At 59.9% G+C, this 25833-nt stretch carries 24 protein-coding genes and 1 tRNA gene; 12 read left to right on the top strand and 13 right to left on the bottom strand.

Going from position 1 to position 25833, the window contains the following annotated elements:
* Positions 1 to 25: 25 nt before the first annotated feature.
* The 6 genes from AD669_RS14030 to AD669_RS14005 all read right to left on the bottom strand — a co-directional run bounded on the left by AD669_RS14030 (position 26) and on the right by AD669_RS14005 (position 5982).
* Entirely contained in the window at positions 26 to 1705 is a 1680-nt protein-coding gene (locus AD669_RS14030) for an MFS transporter (protein ID WP_053120735.1), read from the bottom strand.
* A gap of 188 nt (positions 1706 to 1893) precedes the next feature.
* Positions 1894 to 2661 carry a phosphonate ABC transporter, permease protein PhnE gene (phnE, locus tag AD669_RS14025; RefSeq protein WP_053120733.1) on the bottom strand — a complete coding sequence of 256 codons (768 nt, stop codon included), beginning with the start codon at positions 2659 to 2661 and terminating at the stop codon, positions 1894 to 1896.
* The gene (locus AD669_RS14020; RefSeq protein WP_053120731.1) at positions 2658 to 3482 is read right to left on the bottom strand and encodes an ABC transporter permease; all 825 of its coding nucleotides are present in this window, start codon (positions 3480 to 3482) and stop codon (positions 2658 to 2660) included. The genes phnE and AD669_RS14020 overlap by 4 nt, the downstream gene beginning before the upstream one ends.
* A complete protein-coding gene (locus tag AD669_RS14015) occupies positions 3476 to 4273 on the bottom strand; it encodes a phosphonate ABC transporter ATP-binding protein (protein ID WP_053120729.1) in 798 nt (265 codons plus the stop codon). Before AD669_RS14015 ends, AD669_RS14020 begins: the two co-directional genes overlap by 7 nt.
* On the bottom strand, positions 4270 to 5133 hold the full coding sequence (locus AD669_RS14010; RefSeq protein WP_053120727.1) for a putative selenate ABC transporter substrate-binding protein: 864 nt from the start codon (positions 5131 to 5133) through the stop codon (positions 4270 to 4272). The genes AD669_RS14015 and AD669_RS14010 overlap by 4 nt, the downstream gene beginning before the upstream one ends.
* 129 nt (positions 5134 to 5262) lie before the next feature.
* The gene (locus tag AD669_RS14005; RefSeq protein ID WP_053120725.1) at positions 5263 to 5982 is read right to left on the bottom strand and encodes an SDR family oxidoreductase; all 720 of its coding nucleotides are present in this window, start codon (positions 5980 to 5982) and stop codon (positions 5263 to 5265) included.
* 353 nt (positions 5983 to 6335) lie between these two features.
* Here AD669_RS14005 and AD669_RS14000 point away from each other — a divergent pair, with 353 nt between their 5' ends.
* Complete coding sequence (locus AD669_RS14000; protein ID WP_053120723.1) at positions 6336 to 7892, top strand: diguanylate cyclase; 1557 nt, start codon at positions 6336 to 6338, stop codon at positions 7890 to 7892.
* Positions 7893 to 7907: 15 nt separating this feature from the next.
* Here the strand turns inward: AD669_RS14000 and AD669_RS13995 are convergent, their stop codons facing one another.
* Positions 7908 to 8300 (bottom strand): RidA family protein, encoded by a 393-nt coding sequence (locus AD669_RS13995; protein WP_053120721.1) that lies wholly within the window; start codon positions 8298 to 8300, stop codon positions 7908 to 7910.
* A gap of 114 nt (positions 8301 to 8414) precedes the next feature.
* On the opposite strand from AD669_RS13995, the gene AD669_RS13990 reads away from it, so the two are divergent.
* Entirely contained in the window at positions 8415 to 9332 is a 918-nt protein-coding gene (locus AD669_RS13990) for a LysR family transcriptional regulator (RefSeq protein ID WP_053120719.1), read from the top strand.
* Here the strand turns inward: AD669_RS13990 and AD669_RS13985 are convergent.
* On the bottom strand, positions 9319 to 10179 hold the full coding sequence (locus tag AD669_RS13985) for a LysR substrate-binding domain-containing protein (RefSeq protein WP_053120717.1): 861 nt from the start codon (positions 10177 to 10179) through the stop codon (positions 9319 to 9321). The genes AD669_RS13990 and AD669_RS13985 overlap by 14 nt on opposite strands.
* Positions 10180 to 10290: 111 nt before the next feature.
* On the opposite strand from AD669_RS13985, the gene AD669_RS13980 reads away from it, so the two are divergent.
* The 6 genes from AD669_RS13980 to AD669_RS13955 all read left to right on the top strand — a co-directional run bounded on the left by AD669_RS13980 (position 10291) and on the right by AD669_RS13955 (position 15810).
* Positions 10291 to 11343 (top strand): agmatine/peptidylarginine deiminase, encoded by a 1053-nt coding sequence (locus tag AD669_RS13980; protein WP_053120715.1) that lies wholly within the window; start codon positions 10291 to 10293, stop codon positions 11341 to 11343.
* A 4-nt stretch (positions 11344 to 11347) separates the two neighbouring features.
* Positions 11348 to 12256, top strand: a complete 909-nt coding sequence (gene aguB / locus AD669_RS13975) for an N-carbamoylputrescine amidase (RefSeq protein WP_053120713.1) — start codon at positions 11348 to 11350, stop codon at positions 12254 to 12256.
* Between the two features lies 1 nt (position 12257).
* Positions 12258 to 13361, top strand: a complete 1104-nt coding sequence (locus AD669_RS13970) for an extracellular solute-binding protein (RefSeq protein ID WP_053120711.1) — start codon at positions 12258 to 12260, stop codon at positions 13359 to 13361.
* Between the two features lie 49 nt (positions 13362 to 13410).
* Positions 13411 to 14532, top strand: coding sequence for an agmatine/peptidylarginine deiminase (locus AD669_RS13965; protein WP_053120709.1), 1122 nt, complete (start codon positions 13411 to 13413; stop codon positions 14530 to 14532).
* A 50-nt stretch (positions 14533 to 14582) separates the two neighbouring features.
* A complete protein-coding gene (locus AD669_RS13960) occupies positions 14583 to 15608 on the top strand; it encodes a GlxA family transcriptional regulator (RefSeq protein WP_053120706.1) in 1026 nt (341 codons plus the stop codon).
* A 127-nt stretch (positions 15609 to 15735) separates the two neighbouring features.
* Positions 15736 to 15810, top strand: a tRNA-Gln gene (locus AD669_RS13955).
* A 113-nt stretch (positions 15811 to 15923) separates the two neighbouring features.
* On the opposite strand, the gene AD669_RS13950 is transcribed toward AD669_RS13955, so the two are convergent.
* Both AD669_RS13950 and AD669_RS13945 read right to left on the bottom strand, forming a co-directional pair.
* Positions 15924 to 17912 carry a U32 family peptidase gene (locus AD669_RS13950; protein ID WP_053120704.1) on the bottom strand — a complete coding sequence of 663 codons (1989 nt, stop codon included), beginning with the start codon at positions 17910 to 17912 and terminating at the stop codon, positions 15924 to 15926.
* A gap of 542 nt (positions 17913 to 18454) precedes the next feature.
* Positions 18455 to 18835: a RidA family protein gene (locus tag AD669_RS13945; protein WP_053120702.1), complete on the bottom strand. Its 381-nt coding sequence runs from the start codon at positions 18833 to 18835 to the stop codon at positions 18455 to 18457.
* Positions 18836 to 18973: 138 nt separating this feature from the next.
* Between AD669_RS13945 and AD669_RS13940 the strand changes: the two genes are divergently transcribed.
* Positions 18974 to 19672: an alpha/beta hydrolase gene (locus AD669_RS13940; protein ID WP_053120700.1), complete on the top strand. Its 699-nt coding sequence runs from the start codon at positions 18974 to 18976 to the stop codon at positions 19670 to 19672.
* A 100-nt stretch (positions 19673 to 19772) separates the two neighbouring features.
* On the opposite strand, the gene AD669_RS13935 is transcribed toward AD669_RS13940, so the two are convergent.
* Positions 19773 to 19982: a hypothetical protein gene (locus AD669_RS13935; RefSeq protein WP_053120698.1), complete on the bottom strand. Its 210-nt coding sequence runs from the start codon at positions 19980 to 19982 to the stop codon at positions 19773 to 19775.
* A gap of 212 nt (positions 19983 to 20194) precedes the next feature.
* Between AD669_RS13935 and AD669_RS13930 the strand changes: the two genes are divergently transcribed.
* From AD669_RS13930 to AD669_RS13920, 3 genes are all read left to right on the top strand, one after another.
* On the top strand, positions 20195 to 20755 hold the full coding sequence (locus AD669_RS13930) for a hypothetical protein (RefSeq protein ID WP_256218860.1): 561 nt from the start codon (positions 20195 to 20197) through the stop codon (positions 20753 to 20755).
* A 302-nt stretch (positions 20756 to 21057) separates the two neighbouring features.
* On the top strand, positions 21058 to 22188 hold the full coding sequence (locus AD669_RS13925) for an alkene reductase (RefSeq protein ID WP_053120696.1): 1131 nt from the start codon (positions 21058 to 21060) through the stop codon (positions 22186 to 22188).
* Between the two features lie 15 nt (positions 22189 to 22203).
* Entirely contained in the window at positions 22204 to 23271 is a 1068-nt protein-coding gene (locus AD669_RS13920) for a LysR family transcriptional regulator (RefSeq protein WP_256218859.1), read from the top strand.
* A gap of 41 nt (positions 23272 to 23312) precedes the next feature.
* On the opposite strand, the gene AD669_RS13915 is transcribed toward AD669_RS13920, so the two are convergent.
* Positions 23313 to 24611: an MFS transporter gene (locus AD669_RS13915; protein WP_053120692.1), complete on the bottom strand. Its 1299-nt coding sequence runs from the start codon at positions 24609 to 24611 to the stop codon at positions 23313 to 23315.
* A gap of 308 nt (positions 24612 to 24919) precedes the next feature.
* Positions 24920 to 25813 carry a LysR family transcriptional regulator gene (locus AD669_RS13910; protein ID WP_082341444.1) on the bottom strand — a complete coding sequence of 298 codons (894 nt, stop codon included), beginning with the start codon at positions 25811 to 25813 and terminating at the stop codon, positions 24920 to 24922.
* Between the last annotated feature and the right edge of the window lie 20 nt (positions 25814 to 25833).

The raw sequence follows: 25833 nt of genomic DNA, 5'->3' as shown, positions 1-25833 counted from the left end.
GCGGCAGCTCCTACAAGGGGGCGGGTCAGTCTTTGAGAATGTCGCGATCCTTGGTTTCCGGCAGGAAGAACGTACCCAGTATCGCCGTCATCACCGCAATCACGATCGGATACCACAAGCCGTAGTAGATATCCCCGGTGGCCGCGACCATCGCGAACGCCACCGTTGGCAGGAACCCGCCGAACCAGCCGTTACCGATGTGATACGGCAGCGACATCGAGGTGTAGCGAATTCGCGTCGGGAACAGCTCCACCAGCCACGCCGCAATCGGCCCGTAAACCATGGTCACGTAGATCACCAAAATGGTCAGCAACAGCAGCACCATCGGGTAATTGGTTTTTGCCGGGTCGGCTTTCTCTGGATAACCGGCTTCTTTCAGCGCAGCGCCAAGGGTCGTGGTGAAGGCATCATTGCGAGTTTTGAAGTCGGCGGCGGGCAGGGCACTGCCGTCGAAACTCTCGACGACTTTGTCGCCAATACGCACTTGCGCCACGGTGCCCGGTTCGGCGGTGACGTTCTCATACGGAATCGCCCGTTTTGCCAACAGCGTCTTGGCCAGGTCACAGGAACTGGTGAATTTGGCCTTGCCCACCGGATCGAACTGGAACGAACACTGTTCGGGGTTGGCGATCACCTTGACCGGGTTTTTCTCCTGAGCGATGAACACATCAGGATTGCCGTACTGGGTCAGCGCATGAAAGATCGGGAAGTAGGTCAGCGCCGCCAGAATGCAGCCGACCATGATGATCGGTTTGCGCCCGATCCGGTCGGACAGGCTGCCGAAAATCACGAAGAATGGCGTACCGATCAACAGTGATCCGGCGATCAGCAGGTTGGCGGTTTGCGGGTCGATCTTCAGCGTCTGCAAGAGAAAAAACAGCGCATAGAACTGCCCGGTGTACCAGACCACCGCTTGCCCGGCCGTGCCGCCGAGCAACGACATGATCACCACTTTGAGGTTGTCCCAACGGGCAAAAGACTCGGTTAGCGGCGCTTTCGACGCTTTGCCTTCGTCCTTCATTTTCTGGAACACCGGCGACTCGCTCAGTTGCAGGCGGATGTACACCGAGACGATCAGCAGGAGGATCGACAGCAGAAACGGAATTCGCCAGCCCCACTCTTCAAACGCTTCAGTGCCCAGCGCGGTGCGGCAGGCGAGTATCACCAGCAGCGACAGAAACAGGCCGAGGGTCGCGGTGGTTTGAATCCACGAGGTAAAGAAGCCGCGTCTATTACGTGGCGCGTGTTCGGCCACGTAAGTCGCCGCGCCGCCGTATTCACCGCCCAGTGCCAGGCCTTGCAGCAGTCGAAGGGTAATCAGAATCACCGGTGCAGCGACGCCAATGGTCGCGTAACCGGGCAGCAAACCGACAATCGCGGTCGAGACGCCCATGATGACGATGGTGATCAGAAACGTATGTTTGCGCCCGATCATGTCGCCGAGCCGGCCGAACACAATCGCGCCGAACGGCCGCACCGCGAAGCCCGCCGCAAACGCCAGCAGGGCAAAGATGAACGCAGTGGTTTCGTTGACGCCGGCAAAGAAGTGCTTGGCGATGATCGCCGCCAGTGAGCCGTAGAGGTAAAAGTCGTACCACTCGAAAACGGTGCCCAGCGAGGAGGCGAAGATGACTTTGCGCTCCTCCTTGGTGATGCCGCCGCTGCGCGGTGGACTGCCGGTGGATGTTGTGTAAGTCGTGGCCATGGGTGTTCTCCGTCGTGCTTACTGTTGTAGGCCGGAGTCCCCCAATACCGCTTATCTCACCCTGGCCTTGTGGCAGATGCCTGAAGCGCTGATGCGTTAAGCGTGCACAGTTTGCCGTCGGGCAGGTGTGCACGCTTTCCTGAAGCATAATCAGCTTCTGGCAGATATCCACTCGCCAGCATCGCCGTTTACGCCTTGACCCAGCGCTGGCGACTCCAGGCACTCAACCAGTCCACTAGGAACACCAGTACCAGCATCGCCAGAATCACCGTGCTGGCCTGCGCTTCCTGAAACAGGCTGAGGCTCACGTAGAGCATCTGGCCGAGGCCGCCAGCACCGACAAAACCCAGCACACTGGCCATGCGAATGTTGTTTTCCCAGCGATAGAGGATGTAGGCGAGCAGTTGCGGCGCCAGATTGGGCAGGGTGCCGTAGCAGAAGGCGAGAATCGGGTTGCCGCCCTGCAAACGGATGGCCTCGGCCGGTTGCGGCGGCGTGTTTTCCAGCGCTTCGGCGAACAACCGGCCGAGCACGCCAGTGGTGTGCAAGGCGAGGGCGAGGGTGCCGGCGTTCGGGCCGAGGCCGGCGGCGAGCACCATCAGCGCCGCCCAGACCAGTTCCGGAATCGCCCGCAAGGCATTCAGCAGCAGGCGCGCAACGCTTTGCAGCGGCCAGCCGAAACGTCCCGCCGCCGGCAGCGCCAGAACAATGCCAACAACTGCCGCCAATAGCGTGCCGACAGCGGACATGGCCAGCGTTTCCATTGAGCCGTGAAAGATTGCTTTCAGGTAGTCAGCGCTCAAATCCGGGCTGAGAAAACGCTGCACGTAAGCGCCCATTTGCTTCAGGCTGGTGGCGCTGCCCAGTTCACCGAGATCCAGACCCAGATAGGCGAAGGACGCAATCACGGCAACCCCGATAGCGGCGATCAGCAGCAAATTGATCAGGCGATTCATGCCAGCCTCCAGCGCAGCAAGCGGCTGAGTTGATCGGCGGCCAGCACCAGCAGCAGGAACGTCAGCAACATGCTGGCGACTTCACCGCCAGCGAACATGCGGATCGACAGGTCGATTTGCTGACCCAGGCCCCCCGCGCCGACAAACCCCATCACCACCGAGGCACGAATCGCGCATTCCCAGCGATACACGGTGTACGAGAGCAATTCCGCGCCGACATTGGGCAGCGTGCCGTAAGCGAAAGCCGCCAGTCGGCCGCTGCCAGCCTGCAACAACGCATGCGCCGGGCGTTGGTCGGTGGATTCGAAAATCTCCGCGTAGACCTTGCCGAGCATGCCGCTGTAGGTAATGGCAATCGCCAGCACACCCGCTGCCGGGCCGAGGCCGACCGCACGCACGAACAGCAGTGCCCAGACAATCTCCGGCACGCTGCGCAGGAAAATCAGCAGCCCGCGAACCGGCCAGCGCAACAAACGTCCCAAACGACTCGGCACGCCACCGCGAGAGGCGGCGGACAGTGACAGGGCGCGACTGGCAATCAAACCGGCAGGTACCGCCAGCAGCAACGCCAAAGCCATACCGGCAGTGGCAATGGCCAGGGTTTGCAGGGTGGCTTTAAGCAGAATTTGCAGAAAGGCTTCGTCGTGCGCCGGCGGCCAGAATTGCGCGACAAACTGGCCCATTTCATTCTGGCTGCCGGGCAACAGCACACTCAGATCCAGCTCGCTGAGTTGAATCCCCGGCCACAACAAAGCAATGGCCAGCAAGCTCAGCAGCAATCGTGGCCATGCAGCGGGATCGCGTGAATCGGCTTTCAGCATCGTGGAATCTGCACAGTCAAAGGCACGGCCACAGCGGTCGGCGATTGCAGCTTTTCGTTGGCGTACAGCGCGTCGAGCATGTCCGGGCTGACTTGATCGGACGGGCTGTCGAACAGAATCTGCCCTTCGCGCAAACCGATGATCCGTGGGAAGTGCGACAACGCCAGATCGACCGCATGCAGGCTCGCGATCAGTGTGACGTTGTGCTCACGGGCATGGCGCGAAAGGATCGACAAGGTATGCCCGGCCATCACCGGATCCATCGCCGACACCGGTTCATCGGCCAGCAAAATCTCTGGCGCTTGATACAGCACACGAGCAATGCCGACGCGTTGTAACTGACCGCCAGACAATTGTTGGCAATGGGCAAACAGCTTGTCGCCCAGATCCAGTCGCGCCAATGCCGCACGCGCACCGGCCACATCCAGCGGGTGCAGCAGGTTCAACAGACTTTTGCCCAGACTCCACTGGCCGAGTTTGCCGGCCAGTACCGCCGTGACCACGCGCTGACGCGGCGGCAGCGGCGGTGCCTGATGCACCAGGCCGATGCGTGCACGCAGGCGTTGACGCAGGCGGGCAGACAAGTGCCAGGCGCGTTCGCCAAGCACTTCGATTTCACCGCTGCTGGGCCGCAGTGCGGTGGCCAGCAGATTAAGCAGACTCGACTTGCCAGCCCCGGACGGGCCGATGATCGCAACCTGTTCGCCAACGCCAATCTGCAAATCGATACCGCGCAGGGCATCGACGCCATTGGCGTGGCGCAGGCTGCCCTGTTTGAGGCTTAAGGTCATTTCAGCAGTTCGGCGGCGCGGGCGGCTTCCTCGATGCCCTTGTAGTTTTCAGGCTTGGTGTCGATGAAGCGGCTGGCGGCTTGCAGATCCAGAATCTTCTTCTGCTCCGGGTTGGCCGGGTCGAGATCAAGGAAGGCTTTTTTGATCTTCGCCGCGAGTGCTGGATCAAGGGTGCCGCGCACGGTCCAGTTGTAATCGAAGTAGGTCGGGGTGGTGGCGAAGACTTTCACCTTGTTGGTGTCGACCTTGCCGGCGTCTACCAGTTTTTGCCAGACGCTGGCGTTCAACACACCGGCGTCAACCTTGCCGGCCTGTACCCAGGCCACGGTGGCGTCGTGAGCGCCGGAGTAGGCAACGCGGCTGAAATACGCTTCCGGCTTGATGCCGTCGTTTTTCAGCATGAAATAACGCGGCATCAGGCTGCCGGAGGTCGACGACACCGAACCGAAGGCGAAGGTCTTGCCTTTCAGGTCGGCGAGGCTGTGCACGTTCGGGTCAGCGGTGATGAATTTACTGGTGAACTGCGCATCCTGTTCACGCTGCACCAACGGGATCACCGGCGTGGTGGCGTCGGTCTTCAAACGTGCCTGAACGAAGGTGAAACCGCCCAGCCAGGCCATATCGAGGCGATCGGTAGCGAGTGCTTCAACCACAGCCGGGTAATCGGCCACCGGCACAAACTGCACTTTCATGCCAATTTGCTGCTCCAGATAAGCCCCCAGCGGTTCGAACTTGCGCAGCAGTTCGGTCGGCGCTTCATCGGGAATCGCGCTGACGCGCAAAACGTCTGCGGCTTGAGCCATCAACGTAGAAAGGGACAGGGCCAGGCCGGCGGTCAATGCCAGGGTTCGTTTGAGCATGGAAATCTCCGTTTCATGAGCGGCAAAAAGATGTGAAGAGCTGAAAGAGGGCGCTACGTGAGGGTAGACGAATCGGCGAGGTTATACGTACTCACGCGCGCAAAGGCCAGCGCCATCGGGGGGATGCGCTCAGAAACGTTCGTCGAGGATCGCCGGCAAGGTCAGTTCCCTGACGTAGCTGGCCGGAGACAAACTAAGGATCATGCGCACCACCTCGACGACATCGTGTACGGGGATTAGATGTCCCTCTCCACGCTGCGCCGCGACATTAATCGGTGTGCTCAGTAGATCTTCGGTGTTCAGATAGCCGAGATTCAGGCAGGTCACTGCCAGACGCTGCTCTCTGTAGCCTTCGCGCAGGGTCTCGGCGATCCCGCGCAGGGCGAATTTGGATGCGCCGAAAGCGACTTCCGGACGCCCGCTCTGTGGCAGACCCGAGGTCGAACCGGTGAGGATGATTCTGGGATGGGGACTTTTTAGCAGAAGGGGCAGCAGACGTTTGATCAGCAAAATGGTTGAGGTGATGTTGCAGTTGACGATGGCCTGCACTTCGTCGTCTGCGCTTTCGACAAAGTCGTACGCGCTGTCGAAGGCGAACTCTTCCCAGATGCCGAGGTTGTAAATCAGCGTATCCAGTCCGTCGGCCTGTACCGCTTTTTCAATCTCCTGCGCAGCCTTGGCCGGGTTCATCAGATCGGCTTCTACCCAGCGTACAGATCGCTCGGCATCCGCTGGCAAACCGTCTGGGCGCGAGCGGGAAACGCCGATCAACGTGTCTCCCGCGTTGCCCAGGCCTTCAATGAAAGCCCTGCCTAAACCTTTGCTCGCACCCACCACCAAAATATTCATCGATCGTCTCCATGATCCAAGTGCTGATTCCGTGGAGCATGCAAACAGACGACCTAGGAAATGGCAAACGAATGGGTGTGTCGGAATATTTATGGACGATAAACGCTACTCCCTGTGGTGAGGGGATAAATCCCTTCACCACAGGGTTGTTTATTACTCACCCCCGAGAAACTGTTACCGCACTATTCCGGGCTGTGACAAAGGCAAGGTCTCTGCCTATCCTCCATGACATTCCCAACGTGGCAGCGACGGTTTCCTGTTTCGCTCCCCTCAGCAAAAGTCTTGTTCATGGATCTACTGTTATCCACATCGCTCAATGCCCCAATGTTGATATCCACGCAGTGGGTGGCGGAATGAAGCTTTCCAGACCGCTGCCAATCGACCTGCGCGGACTGATACTGCTTTTTGTCCTGCTGTCGGTCGTCGCGACGCTGTGCAACAGCCTCTATGTCGCCTATCGCGTACAGCGTGACGCATTGATTCACGCGACGCTGGAAGCCAATGGCGCGTATGCGGCGAAAGTAGCTTCGAGCATCGGCGAGTTTCTCGGCGCCGCGCACAATCATTTGAATTACAGCGCGACGGTGCTGGGCGATCACTGGGATGAGCCTGGGGCATTGCGCAAAGAAGCCATGCGCTTGCAGGCGCAGGACACCGATTTCAACTCGGTGACGATTCTCGATGCGAACGGGCAAGTGCTTCAGGCATATCCGGACAGCTTGCAGATCGTCGGTGCCACGCTGCAATCCCAGGGCATCCAGCAAGCCCTCAAAGAGCGCCGGCCCTTGGTCAGCGAGGTGTACGTTTCCTCGGCGGGCAATCTGGTGGTGTTTGTTTCGCAACCGGTTTTCAGCCCGTCCGGTGCATTTCTCGGTGTGGTGGGCGGCTCTGTTTACTTGCTTGAGCAAAGCGCGTTTCACACGGTGATCAGTCGTCATTTTCATCACGACGGCACCTTCGCTTTCGTCGCTGACGGTAATCGGCGGCTGTTGTATCACCCTGACTCGAAGCGGATCGGCGAAGTGCTGGGCTGGAGCCTGACGGTGGACGCCGCATTGCGTGGTGAAAACGGCACCTTGCAGGGCGACAACTACCGAGGTGTGCCGATGCTGGCCGGCTACGCTCGTGTGCCGGAAGCCAATTGGGCTGTGGTGGTCCAGCAACCTCGCGAACGCAGCCTGGCGCCGTTGGCACAGCTGATGCGCGATATGGTTGTGGGGATGATACCGGCGGGTTTGCTCGGGCTGGCCCTAATCCTCGCTGGAACAGCGCTGATCGCCCGACCCTTGCGGCAATTGTCGGCGGCCGCCGACCAGTTGGCCGCGCCTGACACCACGGAGCGCTTGAACCGGGTGCATGCCTGGTACCGCGACGCCGCTGCAATCCGTCAGGCGATGCTGGCCGGGGTGCAATTGCTCCATCAGAAACTCGGTCAGCTCAGTCATGAAGCGCAAAGTGATCCCCTCACAGGCCTGGCCAATCGTCGCGCCATGGACGCTGCGCTGAACCTGCTGGATCAGGCCGGGCAGGGGTATTCCGTGCTGGCGCTGGATATCGATCATTTCAAACGCGTCAACGACACCTTTGGACATGACGCCGGCGACGTGGCCCTGCGAAGCGTTGCCGACATCCTCAAACAGAACTCGCGCTCGGGTGACTGGGCGTGCCGCTCCGGTGGTGAGGAGTTCGCACTGATTCTTCCGGATACCCCGCTGGAGACCGCGCGGATGATTGCCGAAAGAATCCGCGCGCACCTCGAAGAAACCGAGGTGCCGCAGGTGGGCAAGTTGACGATGTCCATCGGTGTGGCGTGCCGCGATGCAAACACTGCGACATCGCCAAGCGTGTTGAAACTCGCAGATGAACGCCTTTACGCCGCCAAGCAGAGCGGACGCAACAAAGTTGTATGAACGACCGGAAATCGCTTACGGCAGTTTGGCAATCACCTTGATCTCAAAATCAAAGCCATACAGCCACGTCACACCCACTGCGGTGACCGTCGGATGCGGCGCATCGCCCCAGAATTCGGTGAGCACAACATTCCAGATCGTCTCGAATTTGCTGTGCGGATCGACGATGAAAATCGTCACGTCGACCACATCGTCGAAGCTGCAACCGGCCTCGCTGAGGATCGCATTCAGATTGATAAAGGCTTGCCGCACCTGGTTCTGCAGATCCGGCTCCGGCGTACCGTCTTCGGTGCTGCCGACTTGCCCCGAGACAAATAGAAAACCGTTGGAGCGAATCGCTGGCGAGTAGCGATTGCGCTCATAAAGGGTACGGCGTGCGGCCGGAAAAACGACATCGCGCTGAGTCATGGGGTGTCTCCATCGGTGAGTTGATGAAGCCACTGTAGGTATTTGCAGGCGGGCGATAAACGCGCAAGCTTGGCGTTCACTGTTTGTGAATCCCAAACAATCGAGGCGCGAACCTTGGATCGATTTGACGCAATGCAGGCGTTTGCCCGAGTGGTCGAGGCTGGGAGTTTCACCAAAGCCGCCGAAACCCTGCACATGAGCAAGACCACCGTGACGCAACTGGTGCAGCAACTGGAAGCACGATTGCGGGTGAAATTACTCAATCGCACCACGCGCAAGGTCAACGTCACCGCCGATGGCGCGGCGTATTACGAGCGCGTGATCAAGCTGCTCGCCGATATGGACGATGCCGAAACCAGTCTGCCGGGCGTGGCGGCATTGCCGAAGGGACGATTGCGAGTGGATGTGCCGAGCCCGCTGGCGCGGTTGATCCTGATTCCTGCGCTGCCAGAATTTCACGCGCGCTATCCGGATATTCAGATCGATATGGGCGTCAGTGACCGCATTGTCGACATCATTGATGAGAACGTCGATTGCGTGGTGCGTGGCGGCGAGTTGCTGGATCAGTCATTGATGGCGCGCAAGGTCGCCGATCTGCGATTGGGCGTGTTTGCCGCACCGGCTTATCTGGCTCGTTCAGGCACGCCACATCACCCGCGAGAACTGGAAGATTCCCATCACCGCGTGGTTGGTTTTCTCTGGGCGCGCACCGGCAAACCAGTGCCGTACGCCCTGCACAATGCCAGCGAAAATCTGCACATCAGAGGTCGCCACGTGTTGGCGGTCGACGACGGCAACGCCTACCTCGCGGCCGGGCTGGCCGGCATGGGCGTGCTGTGGCTGCCCACATACATGTCCAGCGAGCATGAAGCGCGGGGCGAACTGGTGCCGTTGTTCGAAAACTGGCAGCTCGAGCCGATGCCGCTTTACGTGGCGTACCCGCCAAACCGCCACGTCAGTCTAAAATTACGCGTTTTCATCGACTGGGTGGTTGAGGTCTTGGCGCAGCACGCACCGGTTATTCAGCGCTGAGGTTATGAATCAACCATTCGCTGAAGCTGCGTGCCATCGGATCCTGTTCACTGTCGCGGTGGGTCAGCAACGCCCAGTTCGGCCCCCGAATGCTGTCTTCGACCAACGGCTGCAACACGCCGTCAGCCCGCGCCTGACGGCTGAGCAACTGACTCACCAGCGCAATGCCCAGCCCTGAACACGCGGCGTCCAGCAGCAATCCCGGATCGGAGAAATTCAGGCCCTGATCCTGCTGGCCGACATCGATTCCGGCCTCGACCGCCCAATGGCTCCAATCCATTTCCCGCTCGCCATGCAATGTGGTGCGCTGTGGCGCCGGCAGCGCCAAAACGCTCGGATGACACGCCGGATAGAGGCGATCGGCGTGCAGCACTTTGAAGCTGCATTCAGCCTGTGAACTGATGTCGTCGCGCACCGCCAGATCGATGGTTTGCGTGGCCATGTCCGGCACTTCGTCGGTGCTGTAAATCCACAGATCAACCTCAGGGTGCAGCGCGCGGAAATCCGCCAGGCGCGGCAACAACCAGTGCCGGGCAAACGCCGGTGTGGTGTTGAGCACCAGTTGATTGGGCTTTTGATACTGGCCCAAACGGCGAATCCCCACCGCCAATTGCTGCAGCATCGCCTGCGTGGTGCTGAGCAAATCGTGGCCGGCATCGGTCAGCGCCACGCTGCGTCCGCTGCGAAAAAACAGCGGCTGCTCCAGATACGCCTCAAGGCTGCGGATCTGCTGGCTGATCGCCGACTGCGTCAGGCTCAGCTCTTCAGCGGCCTTGTGAAAACTGCCCAGTCGAGCGGCCGCTTCGAAGCCGCGCAGGGAGCTGAGCGGCGGCCAGTGTTTAAGCATATCGATAAGCTCCGCTAATCAGTTGTCTGCTAAATCCATCGTTTGTTTGCCGATTTTACGGCCCGTAGCATAAGCGCATTGAACACAGTGGCTTAACTAACGAGGCTTATCATGCAGCACAACGACAATAAAAACAGCGCCTGGATGATGCCGGCAGAGTGGGTGACCCATGCCGCGACGTGGATGGTCTGGCCGCACAACCAGACGTTGTGGGAATCCGGTTGGCGCGTGACGCTGGCGCAGGTGCAGGAAGATTTCGCTCGCGTCGCCAATGCCATCGCCCGGTTTGAACCGGTGAAACTGGTGGTCGATCCATCGGCCATTGCCAGCGCCAAAGCCTTGTGCGGGCCGAACATCGAACTGATCCCGTTGGCGGTGAATGACAGTTGGTGCCGCGACTCCGGCCCAACGTTTGTCTGCCACCCGCAGCAAGGCCTGGCTGGCGTGAGCTGGCGCTTCAACGCCTGGGGCGGCAAGTCGGCGCACGATCTGGACGAAAGCCTGGCGCGCCGCGCGCTCAATCACCTCGGTCTGGAATGCTTAGGCACGCCGCTGAGCAACGAAGGCGGGGCGATTCATGTCGATGGCCAAGGCACGCTGATCACCACCGAATCGGTGCTGCTCAACCCCAATCGCAACCCAGGCATGAGCAAAGCCGAGATGGAAGAGATCTTCAGCCGCCTGCTCGGCGTGAAGAAAACCATCTGGCTGCCGGGCGATCCGGATTACGTCACCGGCGACATGACCGATGGCCACGTTGACGGCGTCTGCGCCTTTGCCCGTCCCGGTGTGTTGCTGGTCGATGCGACGCACGATCAATCGTCGGTGTACGCCGAAGTGGCGCGGGAAAACCGTCGAGCGCTGGAGCTGGCCACCGATGCGCAAGGACGCAAATTCGAGCTGATCGAACTGTTCGAAGCCACCAACGCAGTCGACACCGAAGCGGAAGTGTTTTGCGCCTCGTACACCAATTTCTACATCGCCAACGGCGCGATCATCATGCCGGCCTATGGCATCGAGGCGGACAACGTCGCGGCGAGAGTGCTGGAAAAAGCCTTCCCCGGTCGTGAAGTGGTGCCGGTGCAGATCAACCATCTGGCGCATGGCGGCGGCGGTGTGCATTGCATCACCCAGCAGCAGCCAGCCTGGCCAGTGAAGGGTTGAAATCATGACAACACTGACCATCGCCACCACCCAGATGCCGTGCACCTGGGATTTACCCGGCAACCTTGATCGTGCCGAGCAACTCGTCCGTGATGCGGCGAAGCAGGGCGCGCAAGTGATCCTCTTGCAGGAACTGTTCGCCACGCCGTACTTCTGCATCGAACAAAGCCACAAACACATGTCGCTGGCCGAGGAGTATCGCGACAGCCGCGTGCTCGCGCGTTTCGCCGAACTGGCCCGCGAGTTGGGCGTGGTGTTGCCGCTGAGCTGGTTCGAGAAGGCCGGCAACGCCTACTTCAATTCGCTGAGCGTGGCCGATGCCGACGGGCGTTTGTTGGGCGTGTATCGCAAGACGCACATTCCCAACGCCATCGGCTATCAGGAGAAGGAATATTTCAGCCCCGGTGACACCGGTTTCAAAGTCTGGGACACCGCGTTCGGCCATCTCGGTGTCGGCATCTGCTGGGATCAGTGGTTCCCGGAAACCGCGCGTTGTCTGGCGTTGATGGGGGCTGAGGTGCTGCTGTATCCGACCGCCATTGGTTCGGAACCGGGCTGCGCGGCGCTGGATTCCCGCGACCATTGGCAGATGACCATGCGTGGTCACGCCGCTGCCAATCTACTGCCGGTGGTGGCGTCGAACCGCGTCGGGCGCGAAACCGCGACCACCGATTCGAGCCTGCAAATGAGCTTCTACGGTTCCTCGTTCATCAGCGATCACAAGGGCCAGTTACTCGCCACAGCCGACCGTGACAGCACCGGTGTGCTAGTGCAAAGCGTCGATCTGGCGGCCATGCGTGAAGAACGTTTGAGTTGGGGCATCTACCGCGATCGTCGTCCGGAAATGTATGGGCCGCTGCTGAGTCAGGACGGTCGCCACCTTCATGCACGCTGGAACACTCAAGGGGTTTGACATGGTTACCCACCACAAACGATTGCTCGGCGCGATGGGCCTGGCCCTGATCTGCGTGATGCCGTCGCTGCACGCCGAAGACAAAACCCTGCGCCTCTACACCTGGGCCGATTATTTTGCCGAAGACACGCTGAGCCGCTTTACCGCCGAGACCGGGATCAAGGTGATTTACGACGTCATGGACGGCAGCGAAACCCTCGAAGCGAAGATGCTCTCCGGCGGCAGCGGTTACGATTTGATCTTCCCCGGCGACACCGTCGCCGAGCGCTTGATGCGCGCCGGCAGCCTGATGCCGCTGGATCAATCGAAACTGACGGAACTGGCCGACATCGAGCCCGGTTTGCAGAAACTGCGCAGCCACTACGAGCACTCCAGCAAAGCTACGGTGCCGTATACCTGGGGCACCATCGGCCTGACCTACAACGAGGAAGAGATCAAAAAGCGCATGGCCGATGCGCCGGTCAACAGCCTCGACATGTTGTTCAAACCGGAGCTGGCGGCGAAGTTTGCCGACTGCGGAATTTCGATGATCGATTCGCCGGACGAAGCGCTGGCGGTGGTGCTCAATTACCTCGGTCGCGATCCGCGCAGCGGCAAAGCCGAGGATCTGGCTGCAGCCAGTGAATTGCTGATGAAACTGCGGCCATACATTCGCAAATTCCAGTCGCAACCGGTGACCGATCTGGTCAACGGCAACCTGTGCCTGTCGCTGGGTTACAGCGGCGACATGACTCAAGCCCAGCGCACCTCGGACAGCGCCGGCAAGCACACGAAGTTTCAGTACCGTGTGCCGCGCGAGGGCACCACGGTGTGGATGGACACCATGGCCATTCCGGTCGACGCCAGACACCCGGAATACGCCTACGCGTTCATCAACTTTGTCATGCGCCCGGCGAACATGGCGGCGATCAGCAATTTCACTGGTTACCCGACGTCCAACGCCAAGGCGCGGGCGAGTGTCGATGCAAGCATGCGCGACAACCCGGACATCTACCTCGACGAAGCGACCTATGCGCGTTTGATTCCGGGCAAAGACATCCCTCAGGCCGACATGCGCGCACGCATGCGTACCTGGACTAAATTCAAGACTGCCACTGGCCAATGATCCACGGCCGGCGCATTCGCCGGCCCTGGTTTTTACAGGAATACACTGCATGTCGACTCGTCGTGAGTTCATCAAACAAGTCACCGTTGCCGCCGGTGTGGGCGCTGCGTTCATGGGCCTCGGTCTGTCGCCGGGCAAGGTGCTTGCGGCCGCTCAGGGGCGCTGGTTCATGCCCGACGAAGGCGACAAGCACGAACGCGCCTACATCGCTTTCGGCGCGCAGGACGCGATCTGGGAAGACTTCACCGAAGACGTCCAGGAAGCCCTCGGTCGCATCGCCCGTGCCATCGCCAAATATGAGCCAGTCACGGTGTTCTGCCGCCAGAACGAGCGCAGCATTGCCGAAGAGTTCTGTGGCACGAATAACATCACTTACGTCACCACGGCGCTGGACGACATCTGGATGCGCGACATCGGCGCCAACTTTGTCATCGACGACGAGGGCGGATTGGGCGCGGTGGATTTCAACTTCAACGGTTGGGGCGATAAACAGCAGCACAGCAAAGACGCGAAAATCGCCGCGCTCGTGTCCAACGGCGCACAAGCGACCTATATCCGCAGTGAGTTGACGGGCGAGGGCGGTGCTATTGAAGTCGATGGCCACGGCACCGGGATCATGACCGAGAGCAGCTGGATCAACCGCAATCGCAATCCCGACTGGAGCAAGGCCGACGTCGAAGCGGAACTGAAAGAGCGTCTGGGCCTGCGCAAAATCATCTGGCTGCCGGGGATCAAGGGCAAGGACATCACAGATGCTCACGTCGATTTCTACGCGCGCTTCATCAAGCCCGGTGTGGTGATCGCCAACCTCGACACCGATCCTGAATCCTACGATTACAAGGTCACGCTGGCGCACCTGGAAATCCTCAAGAACGCCACCGATGCTGACGGCCGCAAATTGCAGATCCACACGATTTCGCCGCCACTCAATCCGCGCAAAAGCAAGTTCAGCAAAAACAACCCGGACTTCGCTGCCGGCTACATCAACTACTTCGTGATCAACGGCGCGATCATCGCCCCGGAATTCGGTGACAAAGCCGCGGACAAGAAGGCCTTCGATCTGCTGTCCGCGCTGTACCCGGATCGCGACATCGTGCAGCTGAACATCGATGCCATCGCGGCCGGTGGCGGCGGGATTCACTGCGTAACCAGCCATCAACCACAGGCGTGATTGACTCTTTCGCGGATCAAGCCAACTATCGGCGCATAACAACATGACCGATGGAACAAAACTTGATCGAACGACGCCAATTCAGCGGAGGCATGAAGGGGAAAAACCTCCGCTATCTGAATGAGCAAAGCGCTGATAGCCCGCGCCTGACCCGTACCGGTTTTCTGCTGCTGGAACACTTTTCGCTGCCGGCGTTTACCCAGGCGCTGGACACGGTGGTGACCACCAATCTGCTGCGCCCGGGGCTGTTTGCCTCGCGCACGTTCGGCTTGGGCGACGGCGAAGTGGTCAGTGATCTGGGGCTGGTAATTCGGCCCGATGCACGTCTTGATTTGGCAGCGCTTGAAGAGCTGGATCTGCTGGTGGTGTGCGGCGGTTATCGCACCGAGCTGCGTGCGAGTGATGAGTTTATTCATCTACTCAAAGCGGCGGCGGAGCGGGGCGTCAGTCTCGCCGGGTTGTGGAATGGTTCGTGGTTTCTCGGCCGCGCCGGATTGCTCGACGGCTATCGTTGCGCGATTCATCCGGAGCATCGTCCGGCACTGACCGAAATCGCCAAAGCCACCCACGTCAGCAGCGAACCGTATGTGATCGATCGCGATCGGCTCACGGCGTCGAGTCCATCAGGTGCTTTCCACATGGCGCTGGACTGGATCAAAAGCCTGCACGGCAAGGCGCTGGTTGAAGGCATCGAAGACATTCTGGCGTTTGAGGAATCGCGTTACCGGCGGATCAAGCCTGACGAGAACATCTGCGTCAGTGCGCCGCTGCGTGAAGTGGTGAAGCTGATGGACGCCAATCTGGAAGAGCCGCTGGAGCTGGAACAACTGGCGGTGTACGCCGGGCGCTCGCGTCGGCAACTGGAGCGATTGTTCAAGGAACAACTGGGCACCACACCGCAGCGCTATTACCTGGAACTGCGGATTACCGAAGCGCGGCGTTTGCTGCAACACACTGAGCTGTCGCAGGTTGAAGTGTTGGTGGCTTGCGGATTTGTCTCGCCGAGCCATTTCAGCAAGTGCTACAGCGCGTTCTTTGGTTATCGTCCTTCAAAGGAAAAGCGTCTGGTGAAATAGGCGCGTTTTGGAAGTCTCTGTTTTAAAACAAAAAATATTTCACTTCGTGCTTCCCAAACCTCACAAACCTTGGTAAATTGCGCCCCGTTCTCACAGCGAACCTAACGAAGTAGCTGGAAAGAGCAGTAGGGGCGTCGCCAAGCGGTAAGGCAGCAGGTTTTGATCCTGCCATGCGTTGGTTCGAATCCAGCCGCCCCTGCCATATTCGAAAAAACGCCAACTTCGCAAGAAGTTGGCGTTTTTTTATGCCTGCGATTTGGCCAGGCTTGGTGATACGGGCGTGCGCGGCGCCGAAGCACCGCGCACGCCGTCCACTCAGTGCGGTGCGCGCGGAATGGTTTTCATCAGGTCTTCGGGGCTGATGTGGCCGACCACGCTGCCCGGTTGCGGCAGGTTGAGGATGTGGCCTTTCATCTTGCCGATGATGTGCATCTCGCACGGCTTGCAATCGAACTTCAGCGTCAGCACTTCATCGCCGTGGATCAACTGCATCGGCGCGACTTTGGTGCGCACGCCAGTCACGCCTTTCGCCTGTTTCGGGCACAGGTTGAAGGAGAAACGCAGGCAGTGCTTGGTGATCATCACCGGCACCTCGCCAGGCTCTTCGTGTGCTTCGTACGCCGCGTCGATCAGCTTCACGCCGTGACGGTGGTAGAAGTCGCGCGCCTTCTGGTTGTAGACGTTGGCGAGGAAGGTCAGGTGCGAATCCGGGTACACCGGCGGTGGGCTGGTTTCGGCTTTACGGCCGCCGCGCGGGTGAGCGGCGACTCGCGCGGCGGTCAGGTTCTCGATCACTTCACGGCGCAGGGCTTTGAGCTGCGAGTTGGGGATGAAGAACGCCTGTGGCGCATCCAGCTTGATGTCGGTGGCGTGGTACTGCGTGGTGCCGAGCTGGCCGAGCAGATCGCGCAACTGTTCCAGCGCTTGCTCAGGCTTGTTGGCGACGCCGAACGGGCCGTTGAGGGTGACGCTGGCGCTGATGCCTTCTTCACTGGTGGCGGTGACTTCCAGCTGTTCTTCACGCAGACGTGCGACCCAGCTCAGGGCGACGCGACGTTCGGACGAGGTCTTTTGCAGCGCCTGTTGCCAGTTGTGGTCGAGGTTGCGATTGAGCGGGTGATTCGGGCGCAGCTTGAACAGGCCTTCGGGCATTTCGTTCGGCTCGACGCGGTAGCGGTAGCGCTTCTCGCCGTCCTCTTCGAACTCGCCTTTGGCTTCAGCGATGTTGGCGCGGAAACCGACCACTTCGCGTTTCACCAGCACGTTCAAACCGTCACCGTTGGACAGCGGCTCGTGGGTGATGACCTGCATGTCGCGTTTGCCGACTTTCTCGACGGTGCCCACCGGCAGCCCGGTGAAGGTCGGCGAGTCGAAGGCGCCGATGTCGATCTTGCGATCGGTGACAAAATAGTCGGTGCTGCCACGGTGGAAAGTCTTTTCCGGGTCAGGCAGGAAGAAGTGCGCGGTGCGGCCGCTGGAAGCGCGGGCCAGATCCGGGCGGTCTTCGAGCACGTCGTCGAGGCGCTGGCGGTAGTAGGCGGTGATGTTTTTCACATAGCCCATGTCCTTGTAGCGACCTTCGATCTTGAACGAACGCACGCCGGCCTCGACCAGGGCGCGGATGTTGGCGCTCTGGTTGTTGTCTTTCATCGACAGCAGGTGTTTTTCGTAGGCGATCACGCCACCCTTTTCATCTTTCAGGGTGTACGGCAAACGGCAGGCTTGCGAGCAGTCGCCACGGTTGGCGCTGCGCCCGGTCTGCGCGTGGGAGATGTTGCACTGGCCGGAGAAGGCCACGCACAAGGCGCCATGAATAAAGAATTCGATGGCAGCGTCGGTTTCGTCGGCGATTGCGCGGATTTCTTGCAGGTTCAGCTCACGGGCCAATACCAGTTGCGAGAAACCGGCCTGATCGAGGAACTTCGCTCGCTCAAGGGTGCGGATGTCGGTCTGGGTCGAGGCGTGCAGCTCGATCGGCGGAATGTCCAGCTCCATCACACCCAGATCCTGAACGATCAGCGCGTCGACACCGGCGTCGTACAACTGATGGATCAGCTTGCGGGCCGGTTCCAGTTCGTTGTCGTGCAGGATGGTGTTGATGGTGGTGAAAATGCGCGCGTGGTAACGGCGGGCGAATTCGACCAGTTCGGCGATTTCGCCGACTTCGTTGCAGGCGTTGTGGCGCGCACCGAAGCTCGGGCCGCCGATGTACACGGCATCGGCGCCGTGCAGGATCGCCTCACGGGCGATGGCGACATCGCGGGCAGGGCTGAGCAATTCCAGATGATGCTTGGGCAAGGACATAGTTTTTTTAGTCAGGCTGTCACGGTTAGGCGCGCATTCTACCCCCGAAACGCGCGCCCGGCACGCCCGTGCTGCCCGATGGCACCGGGCCCTTGCAGGAGCTGCGGCACGCTGCGATCTTTTGACCTTTTCAGATCAAGATCAAAAGATCGCAGCGTGCCGCAGCTCCTACAGGATCCAGCGGTGGTCACCAAATAGGTGGGTGACACACAAACCTGTAGGAGTGAGCCTGCTCGCGAAAGCGGTGGTGCATCCAATAAAGATGTCGCCTGACCAGACGCCTTCGCCAGCAAGCCCGCTCCCACAGGGTTCAGCGGTGATCGCCGAATAGGCGGGCGACAAAGAACCTGTGGGAGTGAGCTTGCTCGCGAAAGCGGTGGTGCATTCAATAAAGATTTCGCCTGACCAGACGCCTTCGCGAGCAAGCCCGCTCCCACAGGGATCCAGCGGTGGTCGCCGAGTAGGCGGGCGACAAAGAAACCTGTGGGAGCGGGCTTGCTCGCGAAGGCGTCAGTTGGTTCGGCGCAAGGCTGGGGTGAAAATCAGGCCTTGGCAGCCATCGCGGTGACTTCTACGCGCATGCCTTCGACGGCCAGGGACGCAACGCCAACCGCAGCACGTACTGGCCATGGCTTGGCGAAGTAGCGTTTGTAAACTTCGTTAAACGCGGCGCGATCGGCCATGTCGGTGAGGTAGATGGTCAGGTGCATCACGCGATCCATCGAACTGCCCGCACGTTCCAGCGCAACCTTCAGCGCTTGCAGGGTGCATTCGCTTTGCAGGGTGATATCGCCGAGTTCCAGGCTGCCATCGGCACGGGTCGGAATCTGCGTGGACATCATGATCCCGTTGAACGTGGTCACGTCCGAGGAAATGGAGTCCGCGTCCGGATCGGGAGTGAAGATGATGTCTTGGTTGGCCATGGGTGATCCCTTGTGTGAGCGACTAAGAATCGCGCCAGTTTACAGGTTCGTCACCGACATGGCCCGTTTCGGCATTCGGCACCATACTTTCGCGCGGTATTGGCAAACGATCTTCTCTTCTCAGACAGGAGCAGGGCCATGAGCAACAAACCGACGATTGTACTGGTTCACGGATTCTGGGGCGGCGCCGCGCATTGGGGCAAAGTCATTCTCGAACTGGCGCGCAAGGGCTACACGGATATTCACGCGGTTGAGATGCCGCTGACGTCCCTCGCCGACGACGCCGAACGCACGCGCAAAATGATCGCGCAACAAAGCGGCCCGGTGTTGCTGGTCGGCCACTCTTACGGCGGCGCGGTGATCACCGAGGCGGGCAATCAGCCGAACGTCGTCGGCCTGGTGTACATCGCCGCGTTCGCCCCGGATGCCGGCGAAAGCCCCGGCGGTCTGACCCAGCAACACCTGCCGGCCGCCGCACCGAATCTTGCGCCGGACAGCGACGGTTTCCTCTGGCTCAAAGCCGATAAATTTCACGAAAGTTTTTGCCAGGATCTCAGCGCCGATGAAGCACTGGTCATGGCCGTCGCACAGAAGGCCCCGTTGGCCAGCACCTTCGGCGACACGATCAGCAATCCGGCATGGAAGAACAAGTCGTCGTGGTATCAGATCTCCACGGAAGATCACATGATCCATCCCGACAATCAGCGGCAGATGTCGGCAAAACTCGGTGCGAAAAAGATCATCACACTGGATGCCAGCCATGCCTCGCTGGCCTCGCGTGCTGCCGAAGTGGCGGCGTTTATCGATGAGGCGGCAACGGCTGCGGTGAAACCTTAGGGATCAGACCGGCTGCGTCGCCGCCTCAGCCGCGAGGGCTGCAAGGACACTCGGTCGAGCGGCGATGCGCTGCATGTAAGCAGCCAGCGTCGGCCAATCTTCAATGCAGCGTAATCACCCGCCGACTCTCGCCAATGCGGATCCGGTCGAGTGCGCGGTTAAGCGCATCCAAAGCGTCCAGCAAAGCTTTGGCCTCAGTTTCGCGACCATCGCCCCAGAGCCGTTCAGCCATTTTGTTCAAGGCCTGAATCGATCGCTCAATCTCTGTAGCGGTGGCGGCTTCTTTGTTTTCTGGCGTTTTCTTCGACATTCATCAACCTGTTCACTGAGCCTAGCCGCTGAATAGAGCGGCTACGACAAACATGTTTCCTCGTCCTGCCGGCCTATCCAACCATTGCGATACAAGCAGGACAAGTTTTTCAGTCAGCTGCCAGGAACCTAGGAACCGCTAAGTGGCTGAAAAAGTGGCTAAGTGCTAGCATTTGCGACTTCGTTGGATTTTACACTCTCAAGGATTTTCGAATGACTTATCTGCGCCTGCTTTTAGCTTCTGCCCTGATCGCCCTCTGCACGGGCTGTGCCACGTCCGCTCAAATTTCCGGCATGACGGTCGCGGCCGATCAAGACAAGGCAAGCACCTATGACGCACAGCTGAAAAATAATGTACGGGTTTCGGAAGTGAATGGCGGGGATAAAACCAATCCTCTGTGGACGTCGGAAATCGATAGTCCTGACTTTGGCGCTGCACTCAAGCAATCGCTCGCAAACGCTGATTTGCTGGGCAGCGAATCCGCTGCTTATGCCCTGCGGGCGAATTTGCTGCGCGTTGACCAGCCACTGTTCGGGCTGAATTTCGAGGTCACCAGCGAGGTGGAATACACGTTGGTGGAAGCCGCGACCAACAAGGTTGTTCTGCGTGAAATCATCCGCACGCCTTTTACCGCGGGTTTCGGTGATTCCGTTATTGGCGTCAAACGTCTGCGCCTGGCCAATGAAGGCTCTGCTCGCGTCAACATCATCGCCATGCTCAAGCGCCTCAGTGATCTGAAAATCGAGGCCAAACAGGTTGCGTTGAAGAACTAGGCCTTTCCTGAAATGGATTCAGGCGTGACCCTCAAATGGGCGGCTCAAGTAGCCGCCCATTTGCTTTATCTCTCTCGCACCAGCAACAACCCTCCAGAAATTCCGAAGAGAAAAGCCGAATCCCGTTGCTGAAAAAGCAATAGTCATTTGCGATTTCGGCGGATTGTTGCCGTCTGGCTCAGAAGTTAGCATCGATCCATCGTTGCAACTCAGGGCCTTTGGCGCGAGTTCGAGACAGTTCGCATCGTCAACCTGTCGCTCCCGCTGATCGTCGCCACATTCGATCTACATCGGAAACTCCAATGTCCAAACTCTTCAACGAATTCGCGCTGGGCGACACCACGCTGAAAAACCGTATTGTCATGGCGCCGCTGACCCGCTCGCGCGCACCCCATGATGCTGCCGATGAACGCATCGCGTTGTATTACGCACAACGCGCTACCGCCGGTTTGATCGTCAGCGAAGGCACGCCGATTTCCCGTGAGGGGCAGGGCTATCTGTTCAACCCCGGTATCTTCACTGCCGAGCAGATCGCCGGATGGCGCCTCACCACCGACTCGGTGCATGCGGTGGGCGGCAAGATGTTTGCGCAGCTCTGGCATGTCGGTCGCGTCTCGCACCCGTCGATCCAGGAAGGTGGAAAATTGCCAGTGAGCGCCACGTCGAAGCAAGCGGTCGGCGCGACTGCGTTTGGTTACGACGCTGACGGCAAGCCGGCGCTGGTACAGCCACCGGCGCCACGCCAACTGGAAACCGCCGAGGTGTCGCGGATCGTCGGTGAGTTCGCCCAGGCTGCGCACAACGCGATCGAGGCGGGTTTTGATGGCGTGGAAATTCACGGTGCCAATGGCTATCTGTTCGAGCAGTTCATGAACCCGCTGGTCAATGATCGTACCGATCAGTACTCGGCGGATCGCCTGGAAAACCGTCTGCGCTTCACTCTGGAAGTGATCGATGCCGTGGTCGCACGCATTGGCGCGGCTCGGGTGGGCATCCGTATTTCGCCGTATGGTCAGCTGTTCGACATGCCGTTGTATGAGCAGATTGATGAAACCTACACCGCGTTGGCAGCCGAGATTGGCGCGCGGCAATTGGCCTACGTTCATGTGATGGATCAGTCCGGGTTTCCGGCTCCGGGTACCGAGGGCGGTGGTGGCGGGCCGAAGGAAACATTCCTCGATTTGCTGTCGACCATTCAGTCGAAACTGCCTGACACCGCGTTGATTCTGGCGGGCGGCATGTCGCGCCAGCGTGCGGATGACTTGATTAATGACGGCATCATCGACCTCGCCGCGTTCGGCACCGCTTACATCAGCAACCCTGATCTCGTGGCGCGGCTGCAGAACGACTGGCCGCTGAGCGAAGCCAAACGCGAAACCTTCTATGGCGGTGGCGCCGAGGGTTATGTCGATTACCCGCCTTATCAAGGCTAACTAGCAGCTGACACATTGGCAGCCGCCACCGTTATTCGGGGCGGCTGCTTTTTCGTGTCCGGTGCAAACAGGCCTGAAAGGATCTCGCGGCGGGACAAGCAGACGAAGTTCTGCTGTAGTGCCCATCAACTGTTCTTGATGATCGGACTTTTTATGCACCTCAAAGCGCACCGGTACTTTGCCATGGTCGCCGTGACTGGAAGTTTCTCGGCGACGGCTCGGCACTTTCGCGTACCGGCGTCCTCCGTTTCTCGCTTCATCGCGGCGTTGGAGCGAGAGGTCGGTCAGCAACTTTTGTATCGAAACACCCGTGCGGTGAAACTGACGGACGCGGGCGAGCGCTACTACCAGCAAATCCGCGAAGTGCTCGAACTGCTTGATGCCGCTGATGAGGAAATCACCGGCAAGGGTAGCGAGGTTCGTGGACTGGTACGGATTAACGCACCGGTCGCGTTCGGCAGCCTGCACATCGTCAAACTGTTGAACGGTCTGTATGACCAGTATCCCGAATTGACGGTCGAGCTGACCGTCACCGATGCCTTTATCGACCCGGTGCAGGAGGGCGTCGACATCATCTTCCGGGTCGGACACCTGAGCGACTCCGGGTTGATCGGCCGCAAAATCTGCGATCAGCAATACGTCCTTTGCGCCAGTGCGCAGTACATCGCGAAGCACGGCAAACCCGCGTCGCCAGAGGATCTGCGGCATCACGCCTGTCTGGTTTACAAGGGCACGGGCGGGGCGCAGCGCTGGTATTTCACAAAGCCTGGCAGCGATAAGGCCGACATCATCGACGTGCAGGGGCCGCTTCGAAGTAACAATGGTCAGGTCTTGGTGGAAGCGGCGCTGGCGGGCAGGGGGATCGTGTTCTTTCCGTCCTGGCTGTTTAGCCGCGAGAGTTTCGTGAGCCAGCAACTCATTCGGCTGTTACCGGATTGGCAAGGATCGGTGGAGCCAACGCCTAGCCCGATCCATTTGCTGTCCCCGGAGAATCGCATGCGCTCCCAGAAGGTTCGCGTGGTGTGGGAGTACTTCATCAAAGCGATCGGCACTCCGCCTTATTGGGATGATCTGGGGGATTGATGCTTAGGCGCGGGCCGCCAGCGTCCGCACTGGCGTGGGACTCAGCGCGTTTCGCACTGCGGCGCCGGCTCGCCGCTCAATGCATCGACCATGGGCGGGTGCTCTTGCACCGCTTGGCGCAAATCTTCGGTCACGCGCAATTCCGCGCCTGTCGGCGAGAAAGTCGCTGCGGCTGCGAAAGGCGCGGGGTTGGCCGGAACCGGGCGTTTGCCGCGCCGCCAGAAAAAGAACGTGACCATGCACAGATTGACCAGAGCGAAGACCCAGAACAGACCGTTTGCGCCGAACGAGTTCATCACCGGCGAGATCATCATCGGACTGATCGCCGAGCCCAAAGAGTTGATCAGCAGCAAACCCTGAATCATCGGCACCAACGCTTCCGCCGGGGCGCGGTCGGCGGCATGACTGACGGCAACCGGATACAGCGCAAACACGCCGCCGCCGAGCAAAAACAGCATCACCGCGAGCATCGTCGACGACAACGGCAGCCACACGATCACCAGCGACAACACCGTGCATGCCACGGTCAGAAGGGTCAGCACCTGAAGGCGATCCTGACGGTCAGACCAGCGTCCGACCGGGTATTGCAGGAGCATGGCGCCAAGGATCGTCCAGGCCATCATGCTGCCGACTTCCCCCACGTTCAGACCCATGCGTTGCAGGTACAGCGGCAGCAACGTGTAAATCGCCGCGATGCTCACGCCCGAGCCGAAACACCCGACCAGCCCGGTCGGCGTCACGCCCAGCAACTGCCGAGGCTTGAGCGGCTCGACCTGATCGAGCAGGGGCGACACGCGCGGCAGGATCACGATTGGCAGCACCGACAGCGATGCGAGCATGCCGGCAACCATGAACGGTGCGCTGTCGCTCAAACCCGTGATCTTGCCCAGCGTTGCCTGACCCAGCACACCGGCGCCGTACAAGACGATCATGTACAGCGCGAGCAAGCGTCCGCGAATCTTCGCGTCACCCGCCAGCAGCAGCCAACTCTCGATCACCAGAAACACGCCGACCGTGGCCCAGCCATTGATCAGGCGCAGGGCGAACCAGCCCCAAGTGTCATAGAACAATCCTTGCATGAGGATGGTCACGGCGATCAGCGAGGCAAAGCTGCCGTAGGCACGGATATGGCCGATGCGCAGAATCAGGCGGTCATTGAATAAGGCGCCCAGGGTCAGCCCGATGAAATAGGCCGATGACACGACACCGATCATCGTCGCCGACGCACCGGCGGCGTCCAGGCGAAGGGTGGTCAGGGAAGACAGAAATCCGTTGCCCAAGGCAATAATGAACAGCCCGAGCAGGGGCGCCAGCGCCATGGCCAGCAAACGCGGAGACATAGAAACCTCAAGGGATCGGGCAGCGGAACGTGCGTCTCTGCGCAGGGCAATGCCAAACCGAAGTGTGTTGTGCAAGCGCCCGCCGAACGGGCAGGGCAGTTCAATCGGCCGCACTTGAGCAAGTGTGGCCAGCCATTCTGGTACGTGATTTATAACAGCGATGCTTTCAGCCACCGACTCGGGTGACTGTTTGAGAGCGCGGGATTCTAAGGCTTGTGCAGGATTTGCCAATAGCTGTTTGCTGCGACGTTAGGACGCAGGTGAGTTACGGCAGATCCGCCGCCTGAGCATCGAACGATGAACACCGCTTACATCCGGTGATGCTCCAGCAAGAAGTCGACGAACAAGCGCACTCGCGCCGGCATTGTCGAGCCGCCGACGAACACCGCATGAATCGGTTCCTGATCGCCGGGGTTCCAGGTTTCCAGTAGCGGTATGAGGTCGCCGCGCTGCAGATCCTCGCTGACGCTGAACTCACCGATGCGCGCAATGCCGGCACCGACTCGGGCGAGTTGTGCCAGTGCTTCACCACTGCTGCATTCGATGTTGCCGCTGACTTTCAGGGAAAACTCACGGCCGTCGCGCATAAACGGCCAGTTGGGTTCGGCGCGGCGAAAGTTGAAGCGCAGGCAGTTGTGACTGAGCAAGTCTTGCGGTTCTTGAGGGGTGCCGTGACGCTGCAGATACGCGGGCGATGCGACCACCACTTGGCCGGTCGTGCCGATCCTGCGCGCGGTCAGCGGGCTGTCGGGCAGATGGCCAAAGCGCACCGCCACATCGGCCTGGCCAGCGAGGATGTCGACCACTTCGTCGCCGAGCGTGAGGTCGACGACGATATTCGGGTACTGCGCGCTGAACGCGGCCACCAACGGCACGATGGCCAGCCGACCATGGCCAAGCGCCGCGCTGACGCGCAATCGGCCCTTGGGTACGCCTTGATCGGCGATGGCGTCTTCAACCTCGTCCATGTCCGCCAGAATACGTCGGGCACCTCGCAAGAATGCCTCGCCCTCAGCGGTGAAGGTGATCGCTCGCGTGGTTCGCAACAGCAGACGAGTGCCCAGACGCTGTTCGGCACGCGCGATGATCCGGCTGACTGCCGAGGGCGTCAGCCCCAAGGCGCGCGCCGCCGCCGAAAGACTGCCTTCCTGCGCCACCGTGACGAACACGCTCATTTCACCTGACCTGCCATTGACGTCCATTTGTGCCTCTTACGCAAAGG

Source organism: Pseudomonas sp. P1.31 (assembly GCF_001269815.1).
In the GTDB taxonomy this organism is placed as follows: domain Bacteria; phylum Pseudomonadota; class Gammaproteobacteria; order Pseudomonadales; family Pseudomonadaceae; genus Aquipseudomonas; species Aquipseudomonas rustica.
The sequence above is the reverse complement of the archived record's forward strand: the minus strand, read 5'-3'. Positions and strand labels throughout refer to the sequence as shown.

Coding starts and splice junctions, on each gene's coding strand:
- AD669_RS14020 (WP_053120731.1), bottom strand. CDS start 3,482: ATGCTGAAAGCCGATTCACGCGATCCCGCTGCATGGCCACGATTGCTG.
- AD669_RS13935 (WP_053120698.1), bottom strand. CDS start 19,982: ATGTCGAAGAAAACGCCAGAAAACAAAGAAGCCGCCACCGCTACAGAG.
- AD669_RS13910 (WP_082341444.1), bottom strand. CDS start 25,813: ATGGACGTCAATGGCAGGTCAGGTGAAATGAGCGTGTTCGTCACGGTG.
- aguB (WP_053120713.1), top strand. CDS start 11,348: ATGACAACACTGACCATCGCCACCACCCAGATGCCGTGCACCTGGGAT.
- AD669_RS13950 (WP_053120704.1), bottom strand. CDS start 17,912: ATGTCCTTGCCCAAGCATCATCTGGAATTGCTCAGCCCTGCCCGCGAT.
- AD669_RS13980 (WP_053120715.1), top strand. CDS start 10,291: ATGCAGCACAACGACAATAAAAACAGCGCCTGGATGATGCCGGCAGAG.
- AD669_RS13945 (WP_053120702.1), bottom strand. CDS start 18,835: ATGGCCAACCAAGACATCATCTTCACTCCCGATCCGGACGCGGACTCC.
- AD669_RS13915 (WP_053120692.1), bottom strand. CDS start 24,611: ATGTCTCCGCGTTTGCTGGCCATGGCGCTGGCGCCCCTGCTCGGGCTG.
- AD669_RS13995 (WP_053120721.1), bottom strand. CDS start 8,300: ATGACTCAGCGCGATGTCGTTTTTCCGGCCGCACGCCGTACCCTTTAT.
- AD669_RS14000 (WP_053120723.1), top strand. CDS start 6,336: ATGAAGCTTTCCAGACCGCTGCCAATCGACCTGCGCGGACTGATACTG.
- AD669_RS13985 (WP_053120717.1), bottom strand. CDS start 10,179: ATGCTTAAACACTGGCCGCCGCTCAGCTCCCTGCGCGGCTTCGAAGCG.
- phnE (WP_053120733.1), bottom strand. CDS start 2,661: ATGAATCGCCTGATCAATTTGCTGCTGATCGCCGCTATCGGGGTTGCC.
- AD669_RS13940 (WP_053120700.1), top strand. CDS start 18,974: ATGAGCAACAAACCGACGATTGTACTGGTTCACGGATTCTGGGGCGGC.
- AD669_RS14030 (WP_053120735.1), bottom strand. CDS start 1,705: ATGGCCACGACTTACACAACATCCACCGGCAGTCCACCGCGCAGCGGC.
- AD669_RS13930 (WP_256218860.1), top strand. CDS start 20,195: ATGACTTATCTGCGCCTGCTTTTAGCTTCTGCCCTGATCGCCCTCTGC.
- AD669_RS13925 (WP_053120696.1), top strand. CDS start 21,058: ATGTCCAAACTCTTCAACGAATTCGCGCTGGGCGACACCACGCTGAAA.
- AD669_RS13970 (WP_053120711.1), top strand. CDS start 12,258: ATGGTTACCCACCACAAACGATTGCTCGGCGCGATGGGCCTGGCCCTG.
- AD669_RS14015 (WP_053120729.1), bottom strand. CDS start 4,273: ATGACCTTAAGCCTCAAACAGGGCAGCCTGCGCCACGCCAATGGCGTC.
- AD669_RS13960 (WP_053120706.1), top strand. CDS start 14,583: ATGGAACAAAACTTGATCGAACGACGCCAATTCAGCGGAGGCATGAAG.
- AD669_RS14005 (WP_053120725.1), bottom strand. CDS start 5,982: ATGAATATTTTGGTGGTGGGTGCGAGCAAAGGTTTAGGCAGGGCTTTC.
- AD669_RS14010 (WP_053120727.1), bottom strand. CDS start 5,133: ATGCTCAAACGAACCCTGGCATTGACCGCCGGCCTGGCCCTGTCCCTT.
- AD669_RS13965 (WP_053120709.1), top strand. CDS start 13,411: ATGTCGACTCGTCGTGAGTTCATCAAACAAGTCACCGTTGCCGCCGGT.